At 60.2% G+C, this 21,002-nt stretch carries 16 protein-coding genes and 1 tRNA gene; 13 read left to right on the top strand and 4 right to left on the bottom strand.

Annotated elements, in window-relative coordinates:
* Positions 1-107: 107 nt before the first annotated feature.
* The 4 genes from OXE05_03650 to OXE05_03635 form a co-directional block, all read right to left on the bottom strand.
* Positions 108-1,541 (bottom strand): hypothetical protein, encoded by a 1,434-nt coding sequence (locus tag OXE05_03650; GenBank protein MCY4436409.1) that lies wholly within the window; start codon positions 1,539-1,541, stop codon positions 108-110.
* A 62-nt stretch (positions 1,542-1,603) separates the two neighbouring features.
* Positions 1,604-2,638 carry an alpha/beta fold hydrolase gene (locus tag OXE05_03645; protein ID MCY4436408.1) on the bottom strand — a complete coding sequence of 345 codons (1,035 nt, stop codon included), beginning with the start codon at positions 2,636-2,638 and terminating at the stop codon, positions 1,604-1,606.
* Between the two features lie 271 nt (positions 2,639-2,909).
* Positions 2,910-5,153, bottom strand: coding sequence for a DUF3604 domain-containing protein (locus tag OXE05_03640; protein ID MCY4436407.1), 2,244 nt, complete (start codon positions 5,151-5,153; stop codon positions 2,910-2,912).
* Positions 5,154-5,447: 294 nt separating this feature from the next.
* Positions 5,448-5,519: transfer RNA gene (locus tag OXE05_03635), tRNA-Thr, on the bottom strand.
* A gap of 485 nt (positions 5,520-6,004) precedes the next feature.
* Here OXE05_03635 and OXE05_03630 point away from each other — a divergent pair.
* From OXE05_03630 to OXE05_03570, 13 genes are all read left to right on the top strand, one after another.
* Positions 6,005-6,961: a hypothetical protein gene (locus OXE05_03630; protein MCY4436406.1), complete on the top strand. Its 957-nt coding sequence runs from the start codon at positions 6,005-6,007 to the stop codon at positions 6,959-6,961.
* 9 nt (positions 6,962-6,970) lie between these two features.
* Positions 6,971-7,651: a glutamate synthase gene (locus OXE05_03625; protein ID MCY4436405.1), complete on the top strand. Its 681-nt coding sequence runs from the start codon at positions 6,971-6,973 to the stop codon at positions 7,649-7,651.
* A gap of 8 nt (positions 7,652-7,659) precedes the next feature.
* Entirely contained in the window at positions 7,660-8,958 is a 1,299-nt protein-coding gene (locus tag OXE05_03620; GenBank protein MCY4436404.1) for a glutamate synthase-related protein, read from the top strand.
* Positions 8,959-9,130: 172 nt separating this feature from the next.
* Positions 9,131-9,703, top strand: a complete 573-nt coding sequence (locus OXE05_03615; GenBank protein MCY4436403.1) for a hypothetical protein — start codon at positions 9,131-9,133, stop codon at positions 9,701-9,703.
* A gap of 272 nt (positions 9,704-9,975) precedes the next feature.
* Positions 9,976-11,352 (top strand): ABC transporter substrate-binding protein, encoded by a 1,377-nt coding sequence (locus OXE05_03610; protein MCY4436402.1) that lies wholly within the window; start codon positions 9,976-9,978, stop codon positions 11,350-11,352.
* A gap of 649 nt (positions 11,353-12,001) precedes the next feature.
* On the top strand, positions 12,002-13,429 hold the full coding sequence (locus OXE05_03605) for a sulfatase (protein MCY4436401.1): 1,428 nt from the start codon (positions 12,002-12,004) through the stop codon (positions 13,427-13,429).
* Positions 13,430-13,654: 225 nt separating this feature from the next.
* Positions 13,655-15,019, top strand: coding sequence for an extracellular solute-binding protein (locus tag OXE05_03600; protein ID MCY4436400.1), 1,365 nt, complete (start codon positions 13,655-13,657; stop codon positions 15,017-15,019).
* A gap of 121 nt (positions 15,020-15,140) precedes the next feature.
* Positions 15,141-15,287, top strand: coding sequence for a hypothetical protein (locus OXE05_03595; GenBank protein MCY4436399.1), 147 nt, complete (start codon positions 15,141-15,143; stop codon positions 15,285-15,287).
* A 20-nt stretch (positions 15,288-15,307) separates the two neighbouring features.
* The gene (locus tag OXE05_03590; protein ID MCY4436398.1) at positions 15,308-16,822 is read left to right on the top strand and encodes a sulfatase-like hydrolase/transferase; all 1,515 of its coding nucleotides are present in this window, start codon (positions 15,308-15,310) and stop codon (positions 16,820-16,822) included.
* A 447-nt stretch (positions 16,823-17,269) separates the two neighbouring features.
* Complete coding sequence (locus tag OXE05_03585) at positions 17,270-18,661, top strand: extracellular solute-binding protein (protein MCY4436397.1); 1,392 nt, start codon at positions 17,270-17,272, stop codon at positions 18,659-18,661.
* A 479-nt stretch (positions 18,662-19,140) separates the two neighbouring features.
* Complete coding sequence (locus OXE05_03580) at positions 19,141-19,428, top strand: GIY-YIG nuclease family protein (GenBank protein ID MCY4436396.1); 288 nt, start codon at positions 19,141-19,143, stop codon at positions 19,426-19,428.
* Between the two features lie 418 nt (positions 19,429-19,846).
* A complete protein-coding gene (locus OXE05_03575) occupies positions 19,847-20,134 on the top strand; it encodes a GIY-YIG nuclease family protein (protein MCY4436395.1) in 288 nt (95 codons plus the stop codon).
* 77 nt (positions 20,135-20,211) lie between these two features.
* Entirely contained in the window at positions 20,212-20,745 is a 534-nt protein-coding gene (locus OXE05_03570) for a GNAT family N-acetyltransferase (GenBank protein ID MCY4436394.1), read from the top strand.
* Positions 20,746-21,002 lie beyond the last annotated feature (257 nt).

Raw genomic sequence — 21,002 nt, 5'->3', positions numbered from 1 at the left:
AGAAAGTGTGAATGGCTGAAGGTTCGTTTTGTATCTCGTCGCTCTAAAGATGCCGAACAGGCTAGTTGCACATTGATACTGCCGCAGGGCTCTTAGGCCCCGCGTGTCTAATCACCATGCTGTGCACATACTTCCTGGTAGCCTTCGCTCTGTTGTACCCAGTCATCGATCCGCCCCGCAAGCCATAGCTGCAGGACATAGTTAAACCGCCGCTCGCCTTCTGTCGGATTGCGCTTGCCACGCACGCCAAATTTCTCGCGCCACCATTTCGCTTGCGCGCTGAACGCGAGGGTTTCTTCCTCGAAGCACTGCTCCGTGGAATAGTCCGTATAGTCTTTACCAGGCCGAGCGTGAAACAACTCATGCACCAGCACGGCCACGCGCACATACTGACTGGCTTCGCGGAGAGTATCGTCGAGCAGAATACGGCCGCGATTCTGGTCATAGACTCCCAAAACGTTCGGCACGTCAATGCGGCTCAAGTCGGCAAAGCCAAGGTAATGGACATTGGATTGCAGGTAGGCCGCGTAGAGGTCCTCACCGAACGCTGTGGTCCGCATGAGCTGGAGCGCTGTTTCAAGCAAGGGGTCGACGAACTGCTCCGGTGTGGGAATAGGCGGCAGCGTGCCGTATTGCGCGCACCACTCACGGTACGCCGAAGACGATAGCACCGAAAATTCCAGGTATTCCTCGCGATAGCGCTGTGCAAGGAGATTGAGCATTCGCTCCGTTGCTGTCCTGGGATTGCTCAAGCCCTCACGGCCAAAGCGCGAAATCCACCAGCGGGCGAGAGCTACTTCGGCGTCAACCACCTCGTTCAGACAGTCTGCCCCGGAGCGCCAGCGCTCGCTTTGCGGTCCATGGCGTTTGCTATTGACCGCCAGCACCGTCTCCCAGGCGATGAGGGCCGCGAGCACGTCGGCACTCTCGCTGCGCAGAGCCGCATCAATGACGATCTCGTTGCGCGGCGGGTCGTGGTAGCGAGACGTCCAGCCTTCCGGCGCTGTGCCAAACGTCACGCTGGGTGCTGCCTCGGTGAACCAGGCGTGGTATGTCCGGCCGAGTGATGTTGTCTGAAGCGCCTGCAATGCCCGGCCGAGGCGGGGATCTATCCTTGGGGTAGGAGTAGGCGTCGGCGGTGGGACGGGAGTAGGCGTGGGACTAGGTGGGATCGGTGTTGGCGTCGGTGTTGCGACGCCGCCACCGGGTGCGTAGTCATGCTCCCACGGGAAGCGCTCGGTGTTCAGCCGTTGCTGCAGGCCGTTGGGACCGTTTATCCACGTGCGATAGCCGTCCGTGAAGGCAGTCCAGTTGTCCTGCTTGCGCCAGACCAAGAGCCCACCGGTGGTGTGCTGCACGCCATCGCCACTGGCGTTGTGATGTTCGTTCTCCAGGCATTCGCCTACGGTTTCGTGACCGACGATGTCCCGCAGCGTTTTGAAGCCCAGTACGAACTGACAATCAACGCTGGCGCCGATGGAAGTGGCGGATAGAAGCGCCAGGCCGAGGCCCAGCACGAGTATTGCGACAGGTCTCTTCACGCCGTGTTCGCCCCTCGTCTGCGGTCAAGACTTGCGCGAGTTCTAGCGAATGCTCCCTCCTTTCATTCTACGCCCTGCCGCCACTGGTGCAGCATCTCTGCGCCCACAGTGCCTTCGAATACGTGGCCTTTGTCGAATTGGTGCACGGTGAGGTTGTCCGGTTGGCCGGAGGCGGCGTAGGCTTTGCGGATGCGGGCGAGGCCGCGCTCGGCCCACTCATGGGGAATGAGCTTATCCTGCAGGCCCCATTCGATGACCATCGGGCGCGGCGCAATGAGCGAGAAGATTTCGGGCGTGTCCCCGTAGAGCAGCAGGCTGGGGATGAGCTGTGAGCCGCACTGGTGCAAGTTCTGGTAGCGCTCCTGGTACATGTTCAGGCAGCCGGAAGGCACGCAGACCTTGATACGGTTGTCCATGGCGCTGATCATCATGGTCATGCGCCCGCCGTAGGAGAGTCCCGCCGCGGCCAGCTTTTCAGAATCTACAAATGGCAGCGATTCCAGCACGTCCACGGCCGCGTGCAGGTCGCAGAGCTGATAGCCGACCACGGTGCGGCCCAACAGCGTAGCGGCCATGTAGTTGCGGCAGCAGTAGTCGGGCTTGGGGTCGGGATAGTGGGGCTGGCGCTCACCGAAGCCGCGCAGGTCCGGCGCGAGCACCACGTACCCCTGTTCGGCAAAGCGGCGGCCGAAGTCGTATTGCAGGCGCTTCACATTCGCTGCGCGCTCCGGCGTGTCATCAATGCCGACCACACTGTCTTTGCCGTATTGCCCGTGCCCGTGCAGACAGAGAATCGCCGCTGACTGCTGCGTTGCGGTTACACCCTTCGGTACCAGGAGATACGCCGGTACCCAGACCGCTGCCTCGGTTTGGTAGCGAATCTTGTGGCGGGTGTAGCTCCCGCAGTCCGTTTCTTCTTCATACTCGACCACAAGGGCGGCGCGTTCCGGCAGGATGCCAAGCAGGCTCAGCACCTTGGCCCGGAAGCGCGCTTGCCAGTCGCGCAACTCTTCGACCGAGGAGCCGGTAAAGAGCATGGCGGGTTCCGCTTCGTCGATGTGTTGCGAGAGGTCGTATTCAAAAGCGAGTGGGCGCATAGCACTGTACCTCCATTTTGGGGAAGGCTATTCTTCACATTGTTTTCTTGCCACCACGCGCTAATTCCCGCGCAAGCGAGAATGGCAATGGCCGCGTGGATGACTGTCTCCAACATTGGGTTCCAGTGCCGCGCAAGAGTCTCGGGCTGCGGCCGAAGTCCAAGTGAGCGTGCAATGGGTATCTCCCCACCCTGGATTCCGGCTTTCGCCGGAATTACGGAACGCTGCACGCTGTGAGTAGTTCGGCGCGGTTGCCGTCAGCTATCAGATGCTAAGCCAGGGGCGGTTTCTCTTCCGCCGGTTCGGTGATGTTGGTGGGTGTGGGACGCGCGCCGAAATCGCGCCAGCCCCAGTCCACGTGGATGCGCGGCAGGTCGAATTCATAGTACCAGCGGATGCTCACCGGCCAGCCGTCAGCGGCGTAGTAGGCGTAGAACAAGGCCGCGCGGCCGGGGGCTTCATCCAGGAGCTTGATCGGAGTGAGGTCTCGGAACAGCGCCGGGTCTTCCTCGATCTCTAGGTATTTCAGGAGAGCGGCTGTGTACTGATCGGCTCCGCTTGGGCGCAGGCTTGTCAGGTCTACCGGTTCATGAGCATTCCACAGCGGCAGGCTGGGGTCGGGTGTTGCGCTGCCATGAGCGCATGCGACCCATACCGGCGTGCTCCACGCGTATTCGCCGTCGGTCTGGCGCAGTCGCACGTAATACGCCCCCTCCCGCAATGGCTGTTCATCCGTGTAATCAAGAGTGGCATCCAACGTGCCGGGGAACCATGACGCCAGGCAGCGATCGCCTCTGATCAAGTCCACGCGCTCGATAGGCGCGCAGGCATGGACAGCAATACTCACGCTCGCCTCCTCAGAGGAATCAACGATGCTGCCGGCCGGCTCGCCGTTCACACGAACGTCCAGTATGATGCGCGCGCCGGTGGTAGCGAAGGTGCGACGCTCTTGAACGGCCTGCCAGATTGCCACCCGCTCGCAGGCTGCCGCGTAGACCCCGGCCACTTGACCGCTGCCAAAGGCCGTGTCGCGAATGTTCAACTCGTGGTTAAAGCGACCCCGGAAGCAGTGGGCTGCCATGGGCGCGCCGAGGGTGGGCAAGTGCACGTCGCTGGAGCCAATTACGGCGGGATGGTAGCCATGCCGCAGCGCCCGCTGCAGCACCCACTCGAACGCGCCGTGGCCGCTGGTGATCTCCAGCAGCGGCGCTTCCGTTGTGGGGTAGGCCGTCCAGTTGGGCGGGCCGCCGCCGATGTGCGCTTCCAGCAGCACGTCATCCCGCGCGCCGTACGTAGCCATCACGTCGTCCATGGACGCTTTCATAGGCAGGTGGGTCGCTTCTTGTGCATGAAATACGACATTGCGGTCGCCGCCTTTGCCCGGATGGGCCTCGTAGGCCAGGAATGGCACGTACGCGCCCGGCTCGTCATTGGCACGGTAGGCTTCTTGGTGCGCCTGCCACACTTCCGGACGATCTTCGTCATTGGGCGCGGACATCGGCCCCGGCGCGCAGAAGTCCAGGCGTCCCACCTGCCGCGCCTGCTCGTGTCGCCGGACGGGGTGTACTTTGAAATTCGGTTCGCTCATCAGCGACAGCGTCGTATCGCCCCAGCTATGGCAGTGCAACTCGCCCCAGTAGAGGCGTCTCTGCGGTTTCGGCTCGCAGAGCGTGGGATTGCTCAGTGCCTGCAAGCCGTTAGTTTCGTCTTCGGCAGCGAAACGGTATAGCCCAGGGGACGAGAGACTCACGTTGTCGATAATCAGGATTCCCTGTTCCCGCGCGGTGAATGTGACAGTTGGCGGGAGCATGCCGCTTTTCCCGTCAGAACTGGAGAGTACTACCGTCCCCCGATACTGGTCACAAACATTACGATGCCGGTCGAAGGCAATGAGATGCACGGCGAACGGTTCGTCCGGCGCGACCACCGAGGGGCCGAGCAGGCGCAGCATGTCCGCGTGGGGTTCGGCAATAATGCGAATTGTCGCCGGGCTACACGCCAGCGTACGGTACGTCCCGCTACCGTTACGGTCGACGGCAATCACAAGTTTGCCGAGTGTCGTAGAGTCATACACCTCGCTGCCCGTGCCGCCTTGACGCCGGTCGCCCACCCGCAGCGTGAAGCAATCGCCGGGCGCGAGCGCGCCGTCCGTCACGAGCACCTGCGCAAAGCTGGGCCGGTGGGACTGGTTGAGCGAATTCACCACCAGGCGTAACTGCGCCGCCGCACTCGATTCCAGCGTCACGTAGTCCCGACCGCGCGGATTGTAGTCCTGCACACGGTGCCCGAGCAGAAAGCCATGGCGTTGGAAGAGGAAGCCGCCGCCGGCACTTACGGTGTCACGGACGGTAACCGTAAATTCCCAGGCGCCGACTCTGCCCGCCGGCAAGGTGAGCGCGAGGCCCCGGTCCACCGCGCCGTCTCTGCCATGGAACGCAACGTCGCAGCGGTCCGGCTCAGTCCCGGGCTCAGGCTGGACTTCGATCGATACGTACATGGGGGAAGAACGCGCCACGTCTCACCTCCCTTTGGCTTGGTAGCGATAGCTGCGGTGTGGAATGCACGAGCAAAGTGCTGCTACGGCTCCCTGCGCTGCTGTTTCTCCCAAAGAGACTCTTGCGTATTGCAGACGGACACGAGGAATTGGGCCTAAACGCTGAAGAGGTTCCCTCTTCCCAGGAAGAGGAAGTCTATCTGGTTGTCCGTCTTGGCTAAGCAGAGTTTTTTCTCCCAATACGGCGCAGCCAGAACGGGAGAGTCGGCCTCGTGAGTTCTTGCCGCCGGGAGCGACGCTATTTGCTTAAATCAGAGCCGACGAAGGGATTCGAACCCATAGCCTGCGGTTTACAAAACCGCTGCTCTGCCATTGAGCTACGTCGGCGGGTAATTCTTGGCTGGCAAACCCCGTTGCGGCTTTGAACTCCGCGTACTCGGGTTGACAACCACTCCAATGGGTACACTTGAATTATAGGTGTCGCCTAAGTGGAGGGTCAAGCAGGCAAGGTTGCGTTTGCCCAGCCAGGCACTGCATGGGAAACTAGAACGGATCGTGAGGCGGCGTGTGCTGCGTGCGCCACGCGCACCGATCAAGCCCGCACATCGGATGGACATCTCGCCCGGGTGGAGGCTAGATTGAGGGCCGGCATGGGGCTAGTGTGGCGGGATCGCGGGTGGAAACGGCGCATATTCAAGGAAACTTCCATGCCAAGAGAGCACAGGCTTGAAACCTGCGTTAGCGGCCAGTGTGGGCGCGCAATGTGGTACGTTGTCCACTTGAGCGTTTAGTGCCTCGACAAAGTTGGGGATGGAGCGTTCAGGGCGTACAATCCGGACGTTAGGCGTATGATAGAGGGGGAGGTCTAAACCGTGTATGGGGTCGTAGGCTACCTCGATCGCGCTGGCGAAGGCTATGCGCCGATCGGTCGTATCGCGCTCAGGATGCTGCGTTCGCTTTCGCCGCACGCGCCAGATTCTACCGGGGCCGCATTCTTTATGCCGGAGGTGCGCGGCCAAGTGCTGGTAGTCGTGAAGATCGAGGGCGATGACGTGCGCACACTGGGCGGGCGCGTCGTGCGGCGCGTGGGCCGCAAGGCCAATGTGGTCAAGTCTCGCATGGTGGGCCATACCCTGAGTCTCGTGCTCAATACCGTCGAAGACGTATATGGCGTCGTCGACGTCGTGGAGAGCGTCAGCGAGATCGGCGGCGTTGAGTGTTTCAGCGTCGGCCGGCGTCTCAGCATTTTCAAAGACGTAGGCTCCATCGACCATCTTGAAGAACAGTACGCTCTCTCCACGATACGAGGTACCCACATGATCGGCCAGGCCCGTCTCGCTACTGAAAGTAGGGTAGACATGAGCCATTCGCAGCCATTTTGGGCGCGCCCGCGTCCGGATGTGGCGGTGGCGCACGCCGGGCAGATCACGAACTACCATAAGCTGCGCCGCAAGTACGAGTCACATGGTCAGCGCTTCTTTACCACGAACGACGCGGAACTCATCGGCACGTTCCTCGCCATGGAAATGGAGCAGGGGGCTTCACTCGAGGACGCGATGCGCGCCTCTCTGGACGCGCTCGACGGCACGTATGCCTATGTCGTAGCCACTGAAAAGGAGCTTGGCGCAGCCAAAGACTTTATGGGTGCGCGGCCGCTGGTCATTGCCGAGACCGATGAATTCGTGGTAGTTAGCTCGGAAGCCGCCGCCGTCTGCGAGGGACTCGAACAAGACCTGGTCACCTGGGAGCCCGACGCCAAAGAAGTGCACGTTTGGACTATACGATCCCCGCTTACTGTGGATCATTCTGAACAGACAACCTTACCTTAGAACGCAGCGATGTTCTTTATTGAAGCTGTTGATAGCTCCACGCGAGAAGTAAACCAGCTCATTCGGCGCGCGATCGAGCAAGGCGAGCGCGACATCCACGTGTACGACCCGCGGGGTCGGCACAGTCTCGGGGTGGCGTTGTTGCAACCTGTGCACCTCATCTTTGCGGGCAGTGTGGGCTTTTACTGCGGCGCCATGGGGGACGGGCCTACTGTCGAGGTACATGGCAGCGCCGGGTGGAGCACGGGCGAAGGCCTGCAAAGCGGGAGTGTTGTCGTGAGCGGGCACGCGGGCAATGCCACAGGCGCCGCCATTCACGGCGGCATGGTGTGCGTGCACGGAAATGCGGCCGCGCGCACCGGAATCGGGATGGTTGATGGTATGGTGATAGTAGGGGGAAACGTGGGCTACATGAGCGGCTTCATGATGCACCTCGGTGACCTCATCGTTTGCGGCAACGCCGGCGAACGGCTGGGTCACGGCATGAACGGCGGCCGCATCTTTGTGGCGGGAGCAGTAAAGCAGCTTGGCGAAGGTGTAATGGAAACAGAGCCGACGCCGGAAGAGCGCACCTACCTCGCAGAGACTGTCGCCGCAGCCGGCCTGTCGCACGGGCGCCAATTCCGTAAGTTTTGCGCCGGCGACACTGGCGCCGGAAATACGGAGAGCGTCCTAAGTACCGGAGGTTAGAGCCAGTTATGGATTCGCTGGAGAACACTGACGGTGCGACCCATTCCGCGCACTTGGACGCTGAAATACAAGAGAAGGCTGAAACCGGGCGTTTCCGTGTAGGGCGTTCCGTACGCTCCCGGGACCTTCCAACCTTTGACGATCTTTCGTTGATCCCGTGCTCACTAAGCCGCGTGCCGCTGGAAGCATTCTACGAGCAATGCACCACTACCACTACCCTCGGGACGCGCTTTGCCGCGCAACCGCTTGTGCTCAGTACGCCGGTGACCATTGCCGGCATGGGCGCCAAGTTGCTGCCGCCCGCGGTGCGGGCCGCGCTGGCGTATGGGGCCGCGCGAGCCGGCATTCTCTACACCGCCGGACATGGCGGCATGTTGGCAGCGGAGCGTCAGTTTGCGAAGCTCCTCTCCTATGAGGTGCTGCCAAACCGCATCGGCTTTAGGCCGCGGCATCTCTTGCAGGCCGACGTCATAGAGCTTGTCAGTGTGCGGGGAGTGAGTCCGAGTATCGGCATGCTCGACCGGAATAGCCGCGGCACGGGCCTGTCGTCTGTCAAAGAGACCGCCTATTCACGGCTTTCTCACTCGCCGACGCGGCACCCCGACTGGGTAGGGTCGGATGACCTGCCGAAGAAAGTGGAGGAGTTGCGGGAAGCAACTGACTGGCAGGTGCCCGTCATCGTCAAGATCAGTGCCGCGCACGTCTACGACGACGTCCTGCTGGCAGCGAAAGCAGGCGCGGATATTGTGACCGTCGAGGGGATGGAAGCCGGTGCGTCTACCGGCCCGGCAATCCTGAATGAGCACACCGGGGTGCCCGGGATCGCGGCGGTCTGCCAGGCGCGGCGCGCCCTGGAGGAACTGGGACTGGAAGATGAGGTCAACTTGATACTCTGCGGGGGCATTCGCAGCGGCGCTGATGTTGCCAAGGCGCTGGCGCTGGGTGTGGATGCCGTTTCGATTGGCACCGCCGCGCTTGTTTCCTTGGAACCTTGGGCTCAGCACATCATGGCGCAAGGGGCGCAGGACGGTCCGGCAACAGACGGAGACTCTTCCACCGTGGACGGTGACGGACACGACGTCGCCGCGCCCGAAGTAATCGCCGACCTGCCGGGTTTCGAGGACGCGGCGCAGCACCTCGCGAACTTCATCGCCAGCTTGACGCAAGAGATTCAACTGCTGGCGCGGGCGTGCGGCAAAGCCAACGTGCACGATCTGGAAGCTGAGGATCTTCGCGCCCTGAGTCTTGAGGCCTCGCTGATCACCAACGTCCCGTTGGTGGGCATGGATACCGTGGTTGGGCGTTGATGCAAATTCATCTTAAGAATGAATATTGTGATTGTGCGTGTATATGCGATACGAATTACAATCTTGCATTAAATTGTTTGAACTTATTAAAGATATGAATTACACTGGATTCAAGACACCGCTGCAACCCTGCACATGCATATGTCACTGAGTAAGTGGACGGAAGAAAGCTATGGCAGCTACAGCACTAGAGCCGCCACCCAATCGCCAGGAATCCGCCGATCGCCTGGCGACAGCTATCAACCGCGTCTCGCCGCGCAAAGTCAATCGACTCACGGTGAGGAAATACCTGAGACGGCTCGTGACGCTTGTGCTCTGGCCGTCCATCGATATCATCGTCACGCTCTTCTCCAATTATTTGATACTGCGATTCAATCCGTTCGTTGCCACCGCCGCTACCATTTTGGTGATGATCGTCCTCAACGGCGCGCTCCTCTACCTGCTCATGCTCGAGCTCGATTTCTCTGACTGGATACGCGCTAAAGCCGAACGTCTGCAGAGGATTCGTAACTTCGTCTATGCGTCTGAGAGACGGCGCGATCTCATGGTTCTTCTGGTCTATACGTTCTCCGGCCCCACCATGGCGGGCGTGCCGCTCATCTGGCTTATGGGAATTACGGGAAGGCGCGCGTATTCCTTGGTCGTTATCGGCACCACTCTGAACGGCATCTTCTGGGTGGGCGCGATCTACAGCAGCATCTGGGCAATTCTGGGGGAACTCTTCGCATTCAACTTGCCCTTTTGAGCAGCGAGTTCAAGGTGGACACAGTCCGGTCCCAGGCCAATCGACTGTGTTTGGGCGGCACCGGAAATGGGTTCTTCCTTACGCTTAGAGCTCGCGTCGACACGTAAACCTCGTGCCTCCGACCAGAATACAGAGCCGCTTGCCAGAGGGCCAATCTTCCTTCCCCTGTAACTACATAATCACTTCTAAAAGTGTAGACAAACTTACCGAGTGCGTATATGATTTCAAGATACTCGGTAGGTGTTTTGTGCCTCTAGACTAGGAGGATCACCATGGCGGCTCTTGTTTCTCGCAGAAGGCTGTTTGCAGCCACTGGCGTGATGAGTGGAGGGATCGCGCTGGCCGCGTGCGGCGCGGTGCCCGCGGCCGCGCCCTCGAGTGAAGGCGATGCCCCGGCTGCGGAAGAGTCCGCGCCGGCCCCAGCGGAGCCGGTGACCATTAGCTTCTGGGCCTACAGCGGCTTTGCCACGCCGGACGGGCTCGGCTACAACATCGTGGAGCGGTTCCGCGAACAGAACGAAGACGTCAACGTCGAGGTCCTGCCCATCCCCATCGGCTTGGCGGCTAAGGAAAAGTTCATCACCGCGGCGGCTGCCGGTTCACCGCCTGAGGTCTTCTACATGGACCGCTACTTGGCCGGTCAGCTCTCCGCGCCGGGCTTTTTGGCTGACCTCACCCCGCGCGTGAATACGTCCAGCGTATTCGTGTGGGAAGACTTTTGGCCCAAGCTCCGTGAGGACGTGACGTGGAAGGGCAAGGTCTACGCCGTGCCCTTGCATACGGACGGTCGCGCGTTCCATTGGAATGAGGAGCACTTCATCGAGATTGGCCTGGACCCTGAGGAGCCGGTGGGTACCTGGGATGAGCTAGAGTCCGCGATTACGCGGCTCTACAAGACCAGCGGCGACGCGGTGGAACGCATCGGGTTCACCCCCACGTTCGGCAATCCGCCGCATTTCCTGCAGTGGTACATCTACTTCTGGCAGCTCGGCGGCGAGTACTTGACGCCCGACAACCGCAAGCCGAACTTCAATAACGAAATGGGAATCGAGGCCCTCAAGTTCATGCTGGGCTTGCTTGACTTGCAGGGCGGTCTGGAGGGTATCACCGAGGCGCTCGGCAACGCGAATCCGGCGCGCAACGACCACTTCACTGTCGGACGTGTCTCGATGATGATCCATACTGGCGGCACCACGCGGCGCTACCAGAACTGGGGCGTGCCTGTGGAGTGGGGCGTGGGCGGTCTGCCGATTCCTGAAGGAGGACTGCGGACGAACTATCAGGGCGGCTGGACGCTCGCCATGCCGCAAGTCGGCGGACACCAGGACCAGGCCTTCCGGTTCATCGAGCACCTCATGGGCAAAGAGAGCCAGCTTGAGTGGGCGGCGGGACTCGGTCTCATCCCGGCGCTGGAATCCATCGCGCAGTCCGATGAGTTCCGAGGGGCCTCGCCCCATGCCATTCCCATCATGGAAGAGCTCAAGGTAGCCAAGTGGGTGCCGGTGATCCCCGGTAACGACGAGATCATCGGCGTCGACCGCACCATGTGGGTGAACGCCTCCACGCGCGCCGTGACGCCGGAAGAGGCGATCGCGCAGAAGGAAGCGGAAGTCCAGGCCATCCTGGACAAGTGGGCGGAGTTCCTGTAGGAGCCGATGCCATTTACATGTGTCGTACAGGGGTATGAGCATGTCGGACAAGGCGTAGGCTTGTGAGCGGCTTGCCCAGACGCGAGGAGGTGTTTGTCATTCCTGTAGATGTCAGGTAATTTGTTGACAGATTTGACGGTAGGAACCTGGAGACTATTCGCCCTGCATGCCCCACACACATGTCATTCCGAACGGAGCGCAGCGCAGTGTCGCTAAGAGCGCGGAATCTACAGCACTGAGCCTAATAAACACGCTCGACATGAACCCTAGATTCCTCGCTGCGCTCGGAATGACATAATGTGTCAACGCTGTCTAGTGGACAGGAGATTCTGTCAACGAATTAGTCAACACTTACAATTCCGATCGAGGTGGAGCGGGGTATTGCTACGAGCGCGGAATCTAGAATGCCTCCCTGAAGCACCGTTCTTAGGAGGGACTCTAGATTCCTCGCTGCGCTCGGAATGACATTAGCTGCCAACACAGTCTTGTGGGTAGAGAATTCTGTCAACGACAAACGCAACACTTACAAGAATGACAGGGCTGCGCAGTGACGGCGCTACGCTCGGCATGACTGGATAGCGTTTGGCGCCCGCGCAGTGTGCCGATGTGATCCACCGTCCCGGATACGCAGTGAGGAATACCGTCTTCCATGAACATCATCGTCATCTGCACCGATAGTCTCCGCGCCGACCACACCAGCCTGGACCCGCTCTGTTACAACTACCACGGCACAAAGGTGGCAACGCCCAACCTGGAGCGTCTCGCCGCCGACGGCACGGCTTTCCTGCACGCCTATGCCGACAGCATGCCCACGGTGCCGGCGCGCACCGTTTTCTGGACCGGCCGCACGCACTTTCCGTTTCGTCCCTGGCAGCCGTTCAGGCTGGACGACTATTTGCTGGCGGAAGTGCTTTGGGACAAAGGCTACACCTCCGCGCTCATCACCGATACCTACCACCTGCACAAGCCGGTCTTCAACTGCGGGCGGGGCTTCAGCACGGTCGAGTTCGTGCGCGGCAATTCTATCGACCCCTGGGTGACGGAAGATGTACCCGTTGACCTGAGCCTCTGGCACCGGCTGCGGGGTGACCAGGGCGATGCCCTCTGGGAAGAGTACTACGTTCAGTACCTGCGCAACCGCGCGCACTTCAAGGAAGAGGAAGAGTTCTTCGCGCCGCAGGTAACGAAAGCCGCTATGAAGTGGCTGGACGGCGCGGTGAAAGAGAAAGGCGTGCGCGACAAGATCTTCCTGTGGGTGGACTACTTCGATCCCCATGAGCCGTGGGACCCACCGGAGCCATTCTGGTCCATGTACAAGACACCCGGCTATAGCGGCCAAGAGCTTATCGATCCGGTGCCGGGTCCCGTGGAGGGGTACATCACGCCGGCGGAACTCCAGCGCACCCTCGAACTCTACGCGGGCGAAGTGACGTTCGTGGATAAGTGGGTGGGCACTTTGCTCGACCACATTCGGGACCTGGACATCTACGACGATACCTTGATCATGTGGACGAGCGACCATGGCGAGCCGTTCGGCGAGCACGGTATCGTGCGCAAGGCGCGCCCGTGGAATTACGAGGAACTGGTGCGTGTGCCCTGGGTGCTCAAGCTCCCGGCGGAACTGCGCGAGTCCATCCCGGAGCCACCGCCGCGTGTAGAGGCGCTCGTGCAGCACACCGACCTCATGCCGACGGTGCTGGACGCGCTCGATATTCCTACGCCGCTCCCGCTTGAGTACATCGGGCCCCGCACTGCCGGCACTTTTCCGCAAGATCTGTCCATCGGGCGGAAAGACATCCCCATGCACGGCTCCAGTGTGCTGCCGCTGCTGCGCGGCGAGGCGGACAGCATTCGCGACTACGCGTATTCAGGACACTACCAGGGCTGCTGGTCGATTCAAAACCATGAGTGGCGGTACCTCTACTTTCTCAACGGACAGGAGCGCACCGCGCCGGAACTCTACCACCGCCCCGACGATCCCTACGATCAGAATAATGTGCTTGACGCGCATCGCGAAGTGGGAGATGCCTTGGAATTGGAGATCCTGCGCTACGTCCACAAGGTTGCGAATGAATGAGGAAGCATAGCAGAAAGGCTTGTGTAGGAACCTGGCACATGTCGTGACAGCTATGCTATATTGGCGCAAGTGACACACAGAGAAAGGAGGAAAATCGACAAGTTACCGACCGGTAGTGTGTTATCGATCCAAGGCACCAGAAGCAGGAGTTTCGTTGTGGAGAAAGGCAGTACATGTGCCTGGTGTCACACCGGATGCTCCTGAGAAGCATGAGAGGGAATTTTGATGAACGGCAAAGCCAGTCGAAGAGTAGTGCTGAAGAGTGCTGTGCTCTCCGGAGCGGTCAGCCTCCTCGCAGCCTGTGGGACCGCCGTGATGCCGGCGGAGACCATGGAAGAGAAACCCGCGGCGGAGCCGGCTCCCACGGAAGCGCCCGCGCCTGAGCCGTACGCGATCACGATCTTCACCGTACCCTTCTGGACGCTCAGCGAGGGTTTGGGGGCGGAAGTTGTGGCGGAGTTCGAGGAACAGAACCCCGGACTGACTGTAGACTCCACTATCCCCGAGGGCAATCGCGTCACCCAATTGCAGACGGCAATGGCTGCCGGCAGCGGCCCTGACATCGGCCAGTCCGGCTCGTGGCAGGCCCAGACCCTCGCGGCGCTGGAGATCGGGCAACCGCTCAGTCCCTTCATGGCGGCGTCGGCGGTCGTGCGCAGAGAGGATATCTGGCCCTCGCTCCAACGCGATCTCACGTGGCAGGGCCAAATCCAGGGCATGCCGTTCGGTCCGGACGTGCGCCCGGTCTACATGAACGACACCATCTATCTGGAAAACGGCCTGGACGTGGAGAACCCGCCGGCAAGTTGGGAAGAGCTGGAGGAAGCCATCCCTAAGCTTACCCGCATCAGCGGCGATACCACCGAACAGGTAGCGTTCGCGCCGCTCTGGCAGATCAACAGCATCTGGATGGTGCCCATGTGGCAGTTGGGCGGGGAGACGCTCAGCGATGACGGGAGCAAAGTAACCATCAATACACCGGAGGGCATCGAGGGCCTGCGCTGGCTCAAGAAGATCTACGAAATGCAGGGCGGCTGGCAGGCGCTGGAGGACTTCCGCAAGGATTCGCGTCCACACTTGCTCTTCTACGACGGTCACGTGGCCAATCTCTACTGGCCGAGCACGCTCCACAGCATCATGAAGCGGGATGTGCCGGATCTGCAGTACCATGTCGCCCATTGGCCCACGCCGCCCGGCGGCCGCCACATGACGTACGGCGGCTGCCACACTTGGATTCTGACCACCCAGAGCGAACAGCCGGAGAACGCCTGGAAGTTCCTGGAATACTTCGGCAGCGGGGACGTGAATGTGCGCTGGTCGCACAATTTCAACACCCTCCCCATCCGACCGGACGTTTCCCGCCAAGAGGAGTATCACCAGAATGATCCCTTCCTCCAGATTACGGTGGAAATGATGGAGAACCGGCGTTTCGTCATTCCCGCGCCCGGCGCGCCCCAGATGCTGGCGGCAACGCTGGCGGTGGTTCCCACCGCGCTCGGCGGCGAGAAGACCATCGAGGAAACCCTGCGGGATACCGAGGTGGAACTGCAGACAATCATGGATACGTTCCTGAGCAATCTGGGCGGCTAGCGGCGGGTGATGACTGGCCTTGCGGTCGGTAAGGGCTGCTGGCTGGGCATGCGTACACGTTACGCTCAGTCTGGAATTTGGATGCGGGCTGATTGCTAAGAAGCAAAGGCAAACCGCCGGAGTGCGGCGGGTGGGCGCAGGGCTTGGCTACGAGCCGCCGCCTGCCCGCCGCGCTGGCTATGCTACTATCGAGCCGGATGAGCGGTACCGGCGGGAGCGCCCGGAAGGTATCGGTGCATCGGCAGTCCCGCATGAAATGCACAGGTGAATCCCCCAAGGAGTATGCGAATGTCAGCAGATGCCACCGCCCAACGTCCTAATTTGCTCTTCATCATCTCCGATCAACACAATCCCATGGTGACGGGCTGCTATGGTGATCCGGTGGTGCAGACGCCGCATCTGGACCGCCTGGCCGAGCGCGGCGTGGTATTGGACAATCTCTACTGCACCGCCCCGCTCTGCGTGCCTGCGCGCATGTCATACATGACCGGGCAGTACCCCACCGACATCGAGACCTGGGACAACCGGCACATTCTCGATCACGGCATTCCCACGTTCGCTCATGCCCTGGGCGCCGTAGGCTACCGACCGACACTCATCGGGCGTATGCATTTCGTGGGGGCGGACCAGCACCACGGTTTTGCCGAACGGCTCGGCGGTGACGCCACGCCCAACTATCCTGGTGGTACGGGGATCGACTTGGGCATGCTGGGTGGCGGCACCGCCGGCCCCTACCACGTGGCGCTGGAACGCTCCGGCGCCGGCCAGAGCGGCTACGAGGTGATCGACGAGGATACCACCGCCGTGACGGTGGACGTGCTCAACCGCCTCGGCTGGCAAAGGCGCGCCGGCGTGCTCGATGAGCCGTTCTGTTTGACGGTCGGCTACCTGCTGCCGCACCAGCCCTACGTGGCGCGCAAGGCGGACTACGACCGCTACTGGGGCAAGGTGCCGCCGCCGACCCATCCCAATCCGCCCAGCGATCCGCATCCTTACATCGGCTGGTGGCGCGAGCAATGTGGGCTGGACAAAGCTACCGACGATGAGATCATGCGCTCCCGCACGGCGTACTGGGCGCTGGTGGACCGCATGGACGCGATGATCGGGCAGATCCTTGATGCTTTGGAGGCGAACGGCCTGGCGGACGACACCTTGGTCGTTTATACCTCCGACCACGGCGACCAGGTAGGCGAGCACGGCCTTTGGTTCAAGCAGACCTTCTACGAGGGGTCGCTCCGCGTGCCGGCCATATTCTCCTGGCCCGGCAAGCTGCCTGAGGGCACGCGTTTCTCGCAGGCGACAAGTACGGTGGACGTGGTTGCCACCATGCTGGACGCCCTCGGCGCGGCGCCGCTGCCGCAAGGGCGGGGCGACTCGCTGCTGCCCGTCCTGCGCGGCGAGGACGCTAAGTGGAAAGACCTTGCCCTGGCGGAATACGCTCCCCACGGGCGTTTCCAACGCATGGTGCGGCGGGGTCCCTGGAAGCTGAATTTCTACCTGGGCGAGCCGACGCAGCTCTTCAATCTGCAGGATGACCCCCTCGAAACAACAGACTTGGCCGGAGACCCGCAATACCGTCACATCCAAGAGCAACTGCTCTCAGAGGTGTACGCGGGCTGGAATCCCGACCACATCGCCCGCCGCCTGGAGCAGAAAGCGGCCGACCTGGAACTTATGGTGCATTGGACCCGCCACGTGCGGCCGCCGGAGCCGTACCATTGGCCGCTCACTGGCGAGATGAATTATCTGGACGACTACGACGGCCCGGACAAGGATACGCGCGAGTTTGCCGATCCGCTGTAGAGCGCAGGCATACAGGGCGCGCGTAGCCCTTTCTGCGCTTGCAAGCGGGTTCGCACTCTCACTCTGAAGCTCAAGTGCGAACTCGTAGGGGCACGATATATCGTGCCCCTACGAACCACAGGCGGTTTTGCCGCTCCGTCGTTTCACCGCTAAGCAATCACACGGCCGAACCTCACTTCAAGCGAAACAGGGGAGTCTGTCATTCCATGCCTGACGGGCAGTGTTCGCTAGGATGCACCCTAGACCCCTCGCTGCGTTCGGGGTGACACGGGTGACTTTCATTTGATGTGATTTGTGTACACCAAGACGTCTTGGCAATGGGCCTAGCCCGTGCTATACTACTTGCGCCAAGGCAGGTATGACACGTGAGGGTGTTTGATACACTGAATTGGCAGTGCAGTGCAGTGATTGTATTCCTACTACGGTTTCAAACACAGGAGGAGACCGATGGAGACCCGATTGACACGCAGAATGCTCATTGGCACGGCGGGCGCGTTTAGCGGCGCAGCCCTGTTTGCCGCCTGCGCCACGGGTGGCGCAATGGCCCCGGCGGCTGATGCTCCGGCCGATGATGACATGGGCGAGGCCAAAGCCGAAGAGATGATGGGCCCCTCCGAAGTGAAGTTCTGGACGTACCAGGACTTCCTGCTGGAAGGCCACATAGGCAACGACCTCCTTAACGAGTTCCAGGAAGCGAATCCCAACGTCGACCTGGCGCTCACGCCGACTCACATCGGCAGCGGCAGCAAGGAGAAGCTCATTACCGCGGCGGCGGCCGGCGCCCCACCTGACGTCTTCTACATGGACCGCTATCTGGCGGGCCAGCTCTCCGCGCCGGGATTCCTCTTGAACCTGAACGACCACATCAAGGCGACCTCAGCGTTTAGCTGGGACGACGTATGGCCCAAACTGCGGGACGACTGCACGTGGAAGGGCAACATCTACGGTGTGGGACTGCACACCGATGCTCGCACGTACATGTTCAACGCCGACCACTTTATCGAAGTGGGCCTCGATCCGGAAAGTCCACCCACCACCTGGGACGAGCTTGAATCGGCGACGCTCAAGCTCCACAAAGCGGGGCAGGACGGCGTGATCGAGCGACTTGGCTATTCCACCGGCCCTCCAGGCAACCCACCGGTCGGCTTGCAGTGGTACATCCACTTCTGGCAGCAGGGCGGCGAGTATCTCACACCCGACAACAAGATGGTCAACTTTGACAATGATAAGGGCGTGACCGCGCTCAAATTCATGATCAACATGGTCGACCTTTGCGGCGGCAACGTGCGGATCGATGAGTTCTTGGGCCAGCAGCGGCCCGACCGTAATGATGCCTTCACCACCGGTGGTGTCTCGCAGATGATCGGCGGCCACTGGTATGCTGCCACGTATCGCAAGGCGTGGGAATCGGCGATCAACTTCAAATCGGCTCCAATGCCGCTCCCGCCGGATGGCGTGGCAACTAACTACCAGGGCGGCTGGGCGCTGGCACAGCCACAGGGCGCTGCCAATGCCGAAGGGGGCTTCTCCCTCATCGAGTTCTTCCTGGGTGAAGACGTGAACCTGCGCTGGTCCATTGGCGCCGGTGACTACATCCCCGCGCTGCAGTCAGCTTCATTCGGCGGCTACCTGGACCAGGTGCCTGAGGCTGAGGCCTACCTGGCAGAGTTGGAGCTCGCCAAGTGGGTGCCGGTTATCCCCGGTAACGATGAGATCATCGGCATCAACATCGATATCTGGTTCAGAGCCTATGCCAAGGAGATCACGCCCGAAGAGGCCAACAGGGAGCACGCTGACCGTGTGCAAGAGGTCCTCAACGCGCACGCCGACCAGCTCTAGGCAGCAGGAGTACGCAGTGCAGCAGTCGCCCACGAGAAGTAGGCGAGACTTCTGCCAACATTGAGCAGAGCTGAATTCTATGCCGTTCACCCTGAAGATGATTCTGGGTGAGCGGCATGGTGATTCTTTACGGCGCGCTGCGTGGCGAGGTTAGAGAAGATGCGGGGGACAAGCCCCCGCGCTACACATTGTGGTGGTGTGCTCTGTCTGCGTCTCTGCCTTGTGCCACTCTTGTCCGTCACTTGTATGTTGAAAGAGGCGTACGAGTGAGCGAATGTACGTAGGAAACACGAGGGACGCGTGGTCCGTCATTCCCGCGAGAGTTCGCCCCCGTGCGGGGGCGCGGAATCCATCTTTTCTTAGGCTGAGGCAAGAGCCAGTGTAGATTCTTGGCAATCCGGGACCATTCTTGAATTCAAAGCATGAGCTAATGCGGCAAGAGGTCCATTCCCTGTAAACCTGGAAGAGTGTTCTCATACATGCAATCACCCTGCGTCTACACACTTGCAAACAACCCCAAAGGCACTCTCTACATTGGCGTGACATCGGACCTCGTCAAGCGAGAGTGGCAGCACAAAAATGACTTGGTGGAGGGATTTACAAAGAACTATGCTGTTCACCGGTTAGTCTGGTATGAGCAGCACGAATCCATGGACAGTGCCATCAAGCGCGAGAAAGCACTCAAGAAGTGGAACCGGGCGTGGAAGATCGAGTTGATTGAGAAGACTAATCCAAATTGGACGGACTTGTACGACGAAATCCATTGAGATGGATTCCCGCGAAAGCGGGAATGACGACAAGAATTGCCGCCCGTCCGCATGAGGGTTTCGCCCAAGGAACGCAACCGTTCCGTCGAGCGAAGAATAGGCTGCTGTGCCATTCAGCGGGAGAGTGATTCCGGGTGGACGGCAAGGGTTCTGTATTGGATGGGTGTATGGATAATAACGGAAATCCCCGAGGATCAGGGCCCTGCGCTACATTGGTGAAGGACGATTCTATCGGGGTATCTGCTTGTTGCCGCTTTAGCTTGTCATTCCCGCGAAAGCGGGAATCCATCTTGTCTTTGGGTGGGGCACGAGACCGTAACAAGATTGAGTGATACGCTGTTAATCAATGCATTGGCAATCCGAGTTTCACACGTCTACGGTAGAATCTAGCGGAAGCACCTTTTGAAAGTCCTCCATGATGAAATCACCTTGCGTCTACATACTCGCGAACAACCCCATAGGCACACTCTACATTGGCGTGACATCTGATCTTGTCCAACGGGTCTGGCAGCATAAAAGTGACTTTGAAGAAGGGTTCACGAAAGATTACGGTGTGCATAGATTAGTGTGGTATGAGGTACATGAAACTATGGAGAGTGCAATCGCCAGGGAAAAGGCGCTCAAGAAGTGGAACCGGGCGTGGAAGATCGAGTTGATTGAAAAGACTAATCCCAAATGGACGGACTTGTACGACGAAATCATCTAAGATGGATTCCCGCTTTCGCGGGAATGACGGATTGACTGCCGATCTCTGATGCATACGATGATTCTCGGAGCCAACTCTTGGTTGACCAAGCCTTTGAAACCTCCACCACCCTTCCCGCCCTTGGCGGCGTGCGTTTCCATTGCCTGCGCGCCACGGACGCAGACCTGCTCTACACGTTTTTCCAGATGCTCGGCAAGCAGACCCGCGCCTGGTTTCGGCCCCATACGCCGTGGACGTATGCCGTAGCGCAAGACCTGGCGGCACAGGCTGAAGACCCGGATTTTATTAGATTTCTTGTGCTCGCCAAGAAGGACGGAAAAGACGAACCGGCGGGGTATGGCTTCTTCGAGAATCTGCAGTCCGCACGGCTGGTTCTCGGCATTGCGGTGGCCGACGCCTACCAGGAGATGGGGGTTGGACAAGCAATCATGCAGCACCTGAAGGATGTTGCACGTCAATTGGGCAAAAGGCGTATCATACTCACTGTGGATGGCGACAACCTGCGGGCGCAGCATGTCTACACGAAGATGGGCTTTACCATGACGCGGTTGATACCGGGGAGTTCCCACAACGCCCGTGAGATGGAGTGCAGGCTGAAAGCGACTTCGTGACGCATTGGCAATGGCGTCCTCCCTCCCCCCTGGATTCCGGGTTTCGCCGGAATAGTAAATGTCAGGTAATTCGTTGACAGATTTGAGAACAAAAGCAGCTGAACGCAGTACTCTACATGAACAGTACACATGTCATTCCGAACGGAGCGCAGCGAAGAGAGGAATCTAAGATGTTGAGCCTATTGGGCGACACGTTGCATGGGCCCTAGATTCCTCGCTCCGCTCGGAATGACATGATCTGTCAACACTGTCAATTT

The organism is Chloroflexota bacterium (assembly GCA_026710945.1).
Lineage (GTDB): Bacteria > Chloroflexota > UBA11872 > VXOZ01 > VXOZ01 > VXOZ01.
This window is presented reverse-complemented; position numbering and strand designations above follow the sequence as displayed.

What these genes read in the sequence shown, in the direction of transcription:
- OXE05_03645 (MCY4436408.1), bottom strand. Translation starts at nt 2,638, where the DNA reads ATGCGCCCACTCGCTTTTGAATACGACCTCTCGCAACACATCGACGAA.
- OXE05_03585 (MCY4436397.1), top strand. Translation starts at nt 17,270, where the DNA reads ATGGAGACCCGATTGACACGCAGAATGCTCATTGGCACGGCGGGCGCG.
- OXE05_03590 (MCY4436398.1), top strand. Translation starts at nt 15,308, where the DNA reads ATGTCAGCAGATGCCACCGCCCAACGTCCTAATTTGCTCTTCATCATC.
- OXE05_03615 (MCY4436403.1), top strand. Translation starts at nt 9,131, where the DNA reads ATGGCAGCTACAGCACTAGAGCCGCCACCCAATCGCCAGGAATCCGCC.
- OXE05_03620 (MCY4436404.1), top strand. Translation starts at nt 7,660, where the DNA reads ATGGATTCGCTGGAGAACACTGACGGTGCGACCCATTCCGCGCACTTG.
- OXE05_03600 (MCY4436400.1), top strand. Translation starts at nt 13,655, where the DNA reads ATGAACGGCAAAGCCAGTCGAAGAGTAGTGCTGAAGAGTGCTGTGCTC.
- OXE05_03580 (MCY4436396.1), top strand. Translation starts at nt 19,141, where the DNA reads ATGCAATCACCCTGCGTCTACACACTTGCAAACAACCCCAAAGGCACT.
- OXE05_03610 (MCY4436402.1), top strand. Translation starts at nt 9,976, where the DNA reads ATGGCGGCTCTTGTTTCTCGCAGAAGGCTGTTTGCAGCCACTGGCGTG.
- OXE05_03575 (MCY4436395.1), top strand. Translation starts at nt 19,847, where the DNA reads ATGAAATCACCTTGCGTCTACATACTCGCGAACAACCCCATAGGCACA.
- OXE05_03625 (MCY4436405.1), top strand. Translation starts at nt 6,971, where the DNA reads ATGTTCTTTATTGAAGCTGTTGATAGCTCCACGCGAGAAGTAAACCAG.
- OXE05_03605 (MCY4436401.1), top strand. Translation starts at nt 12,002, where the DNA reads ATGAACATCATCGTCATCTGCACCGATAGTCTCCGCGCCGACCACACC.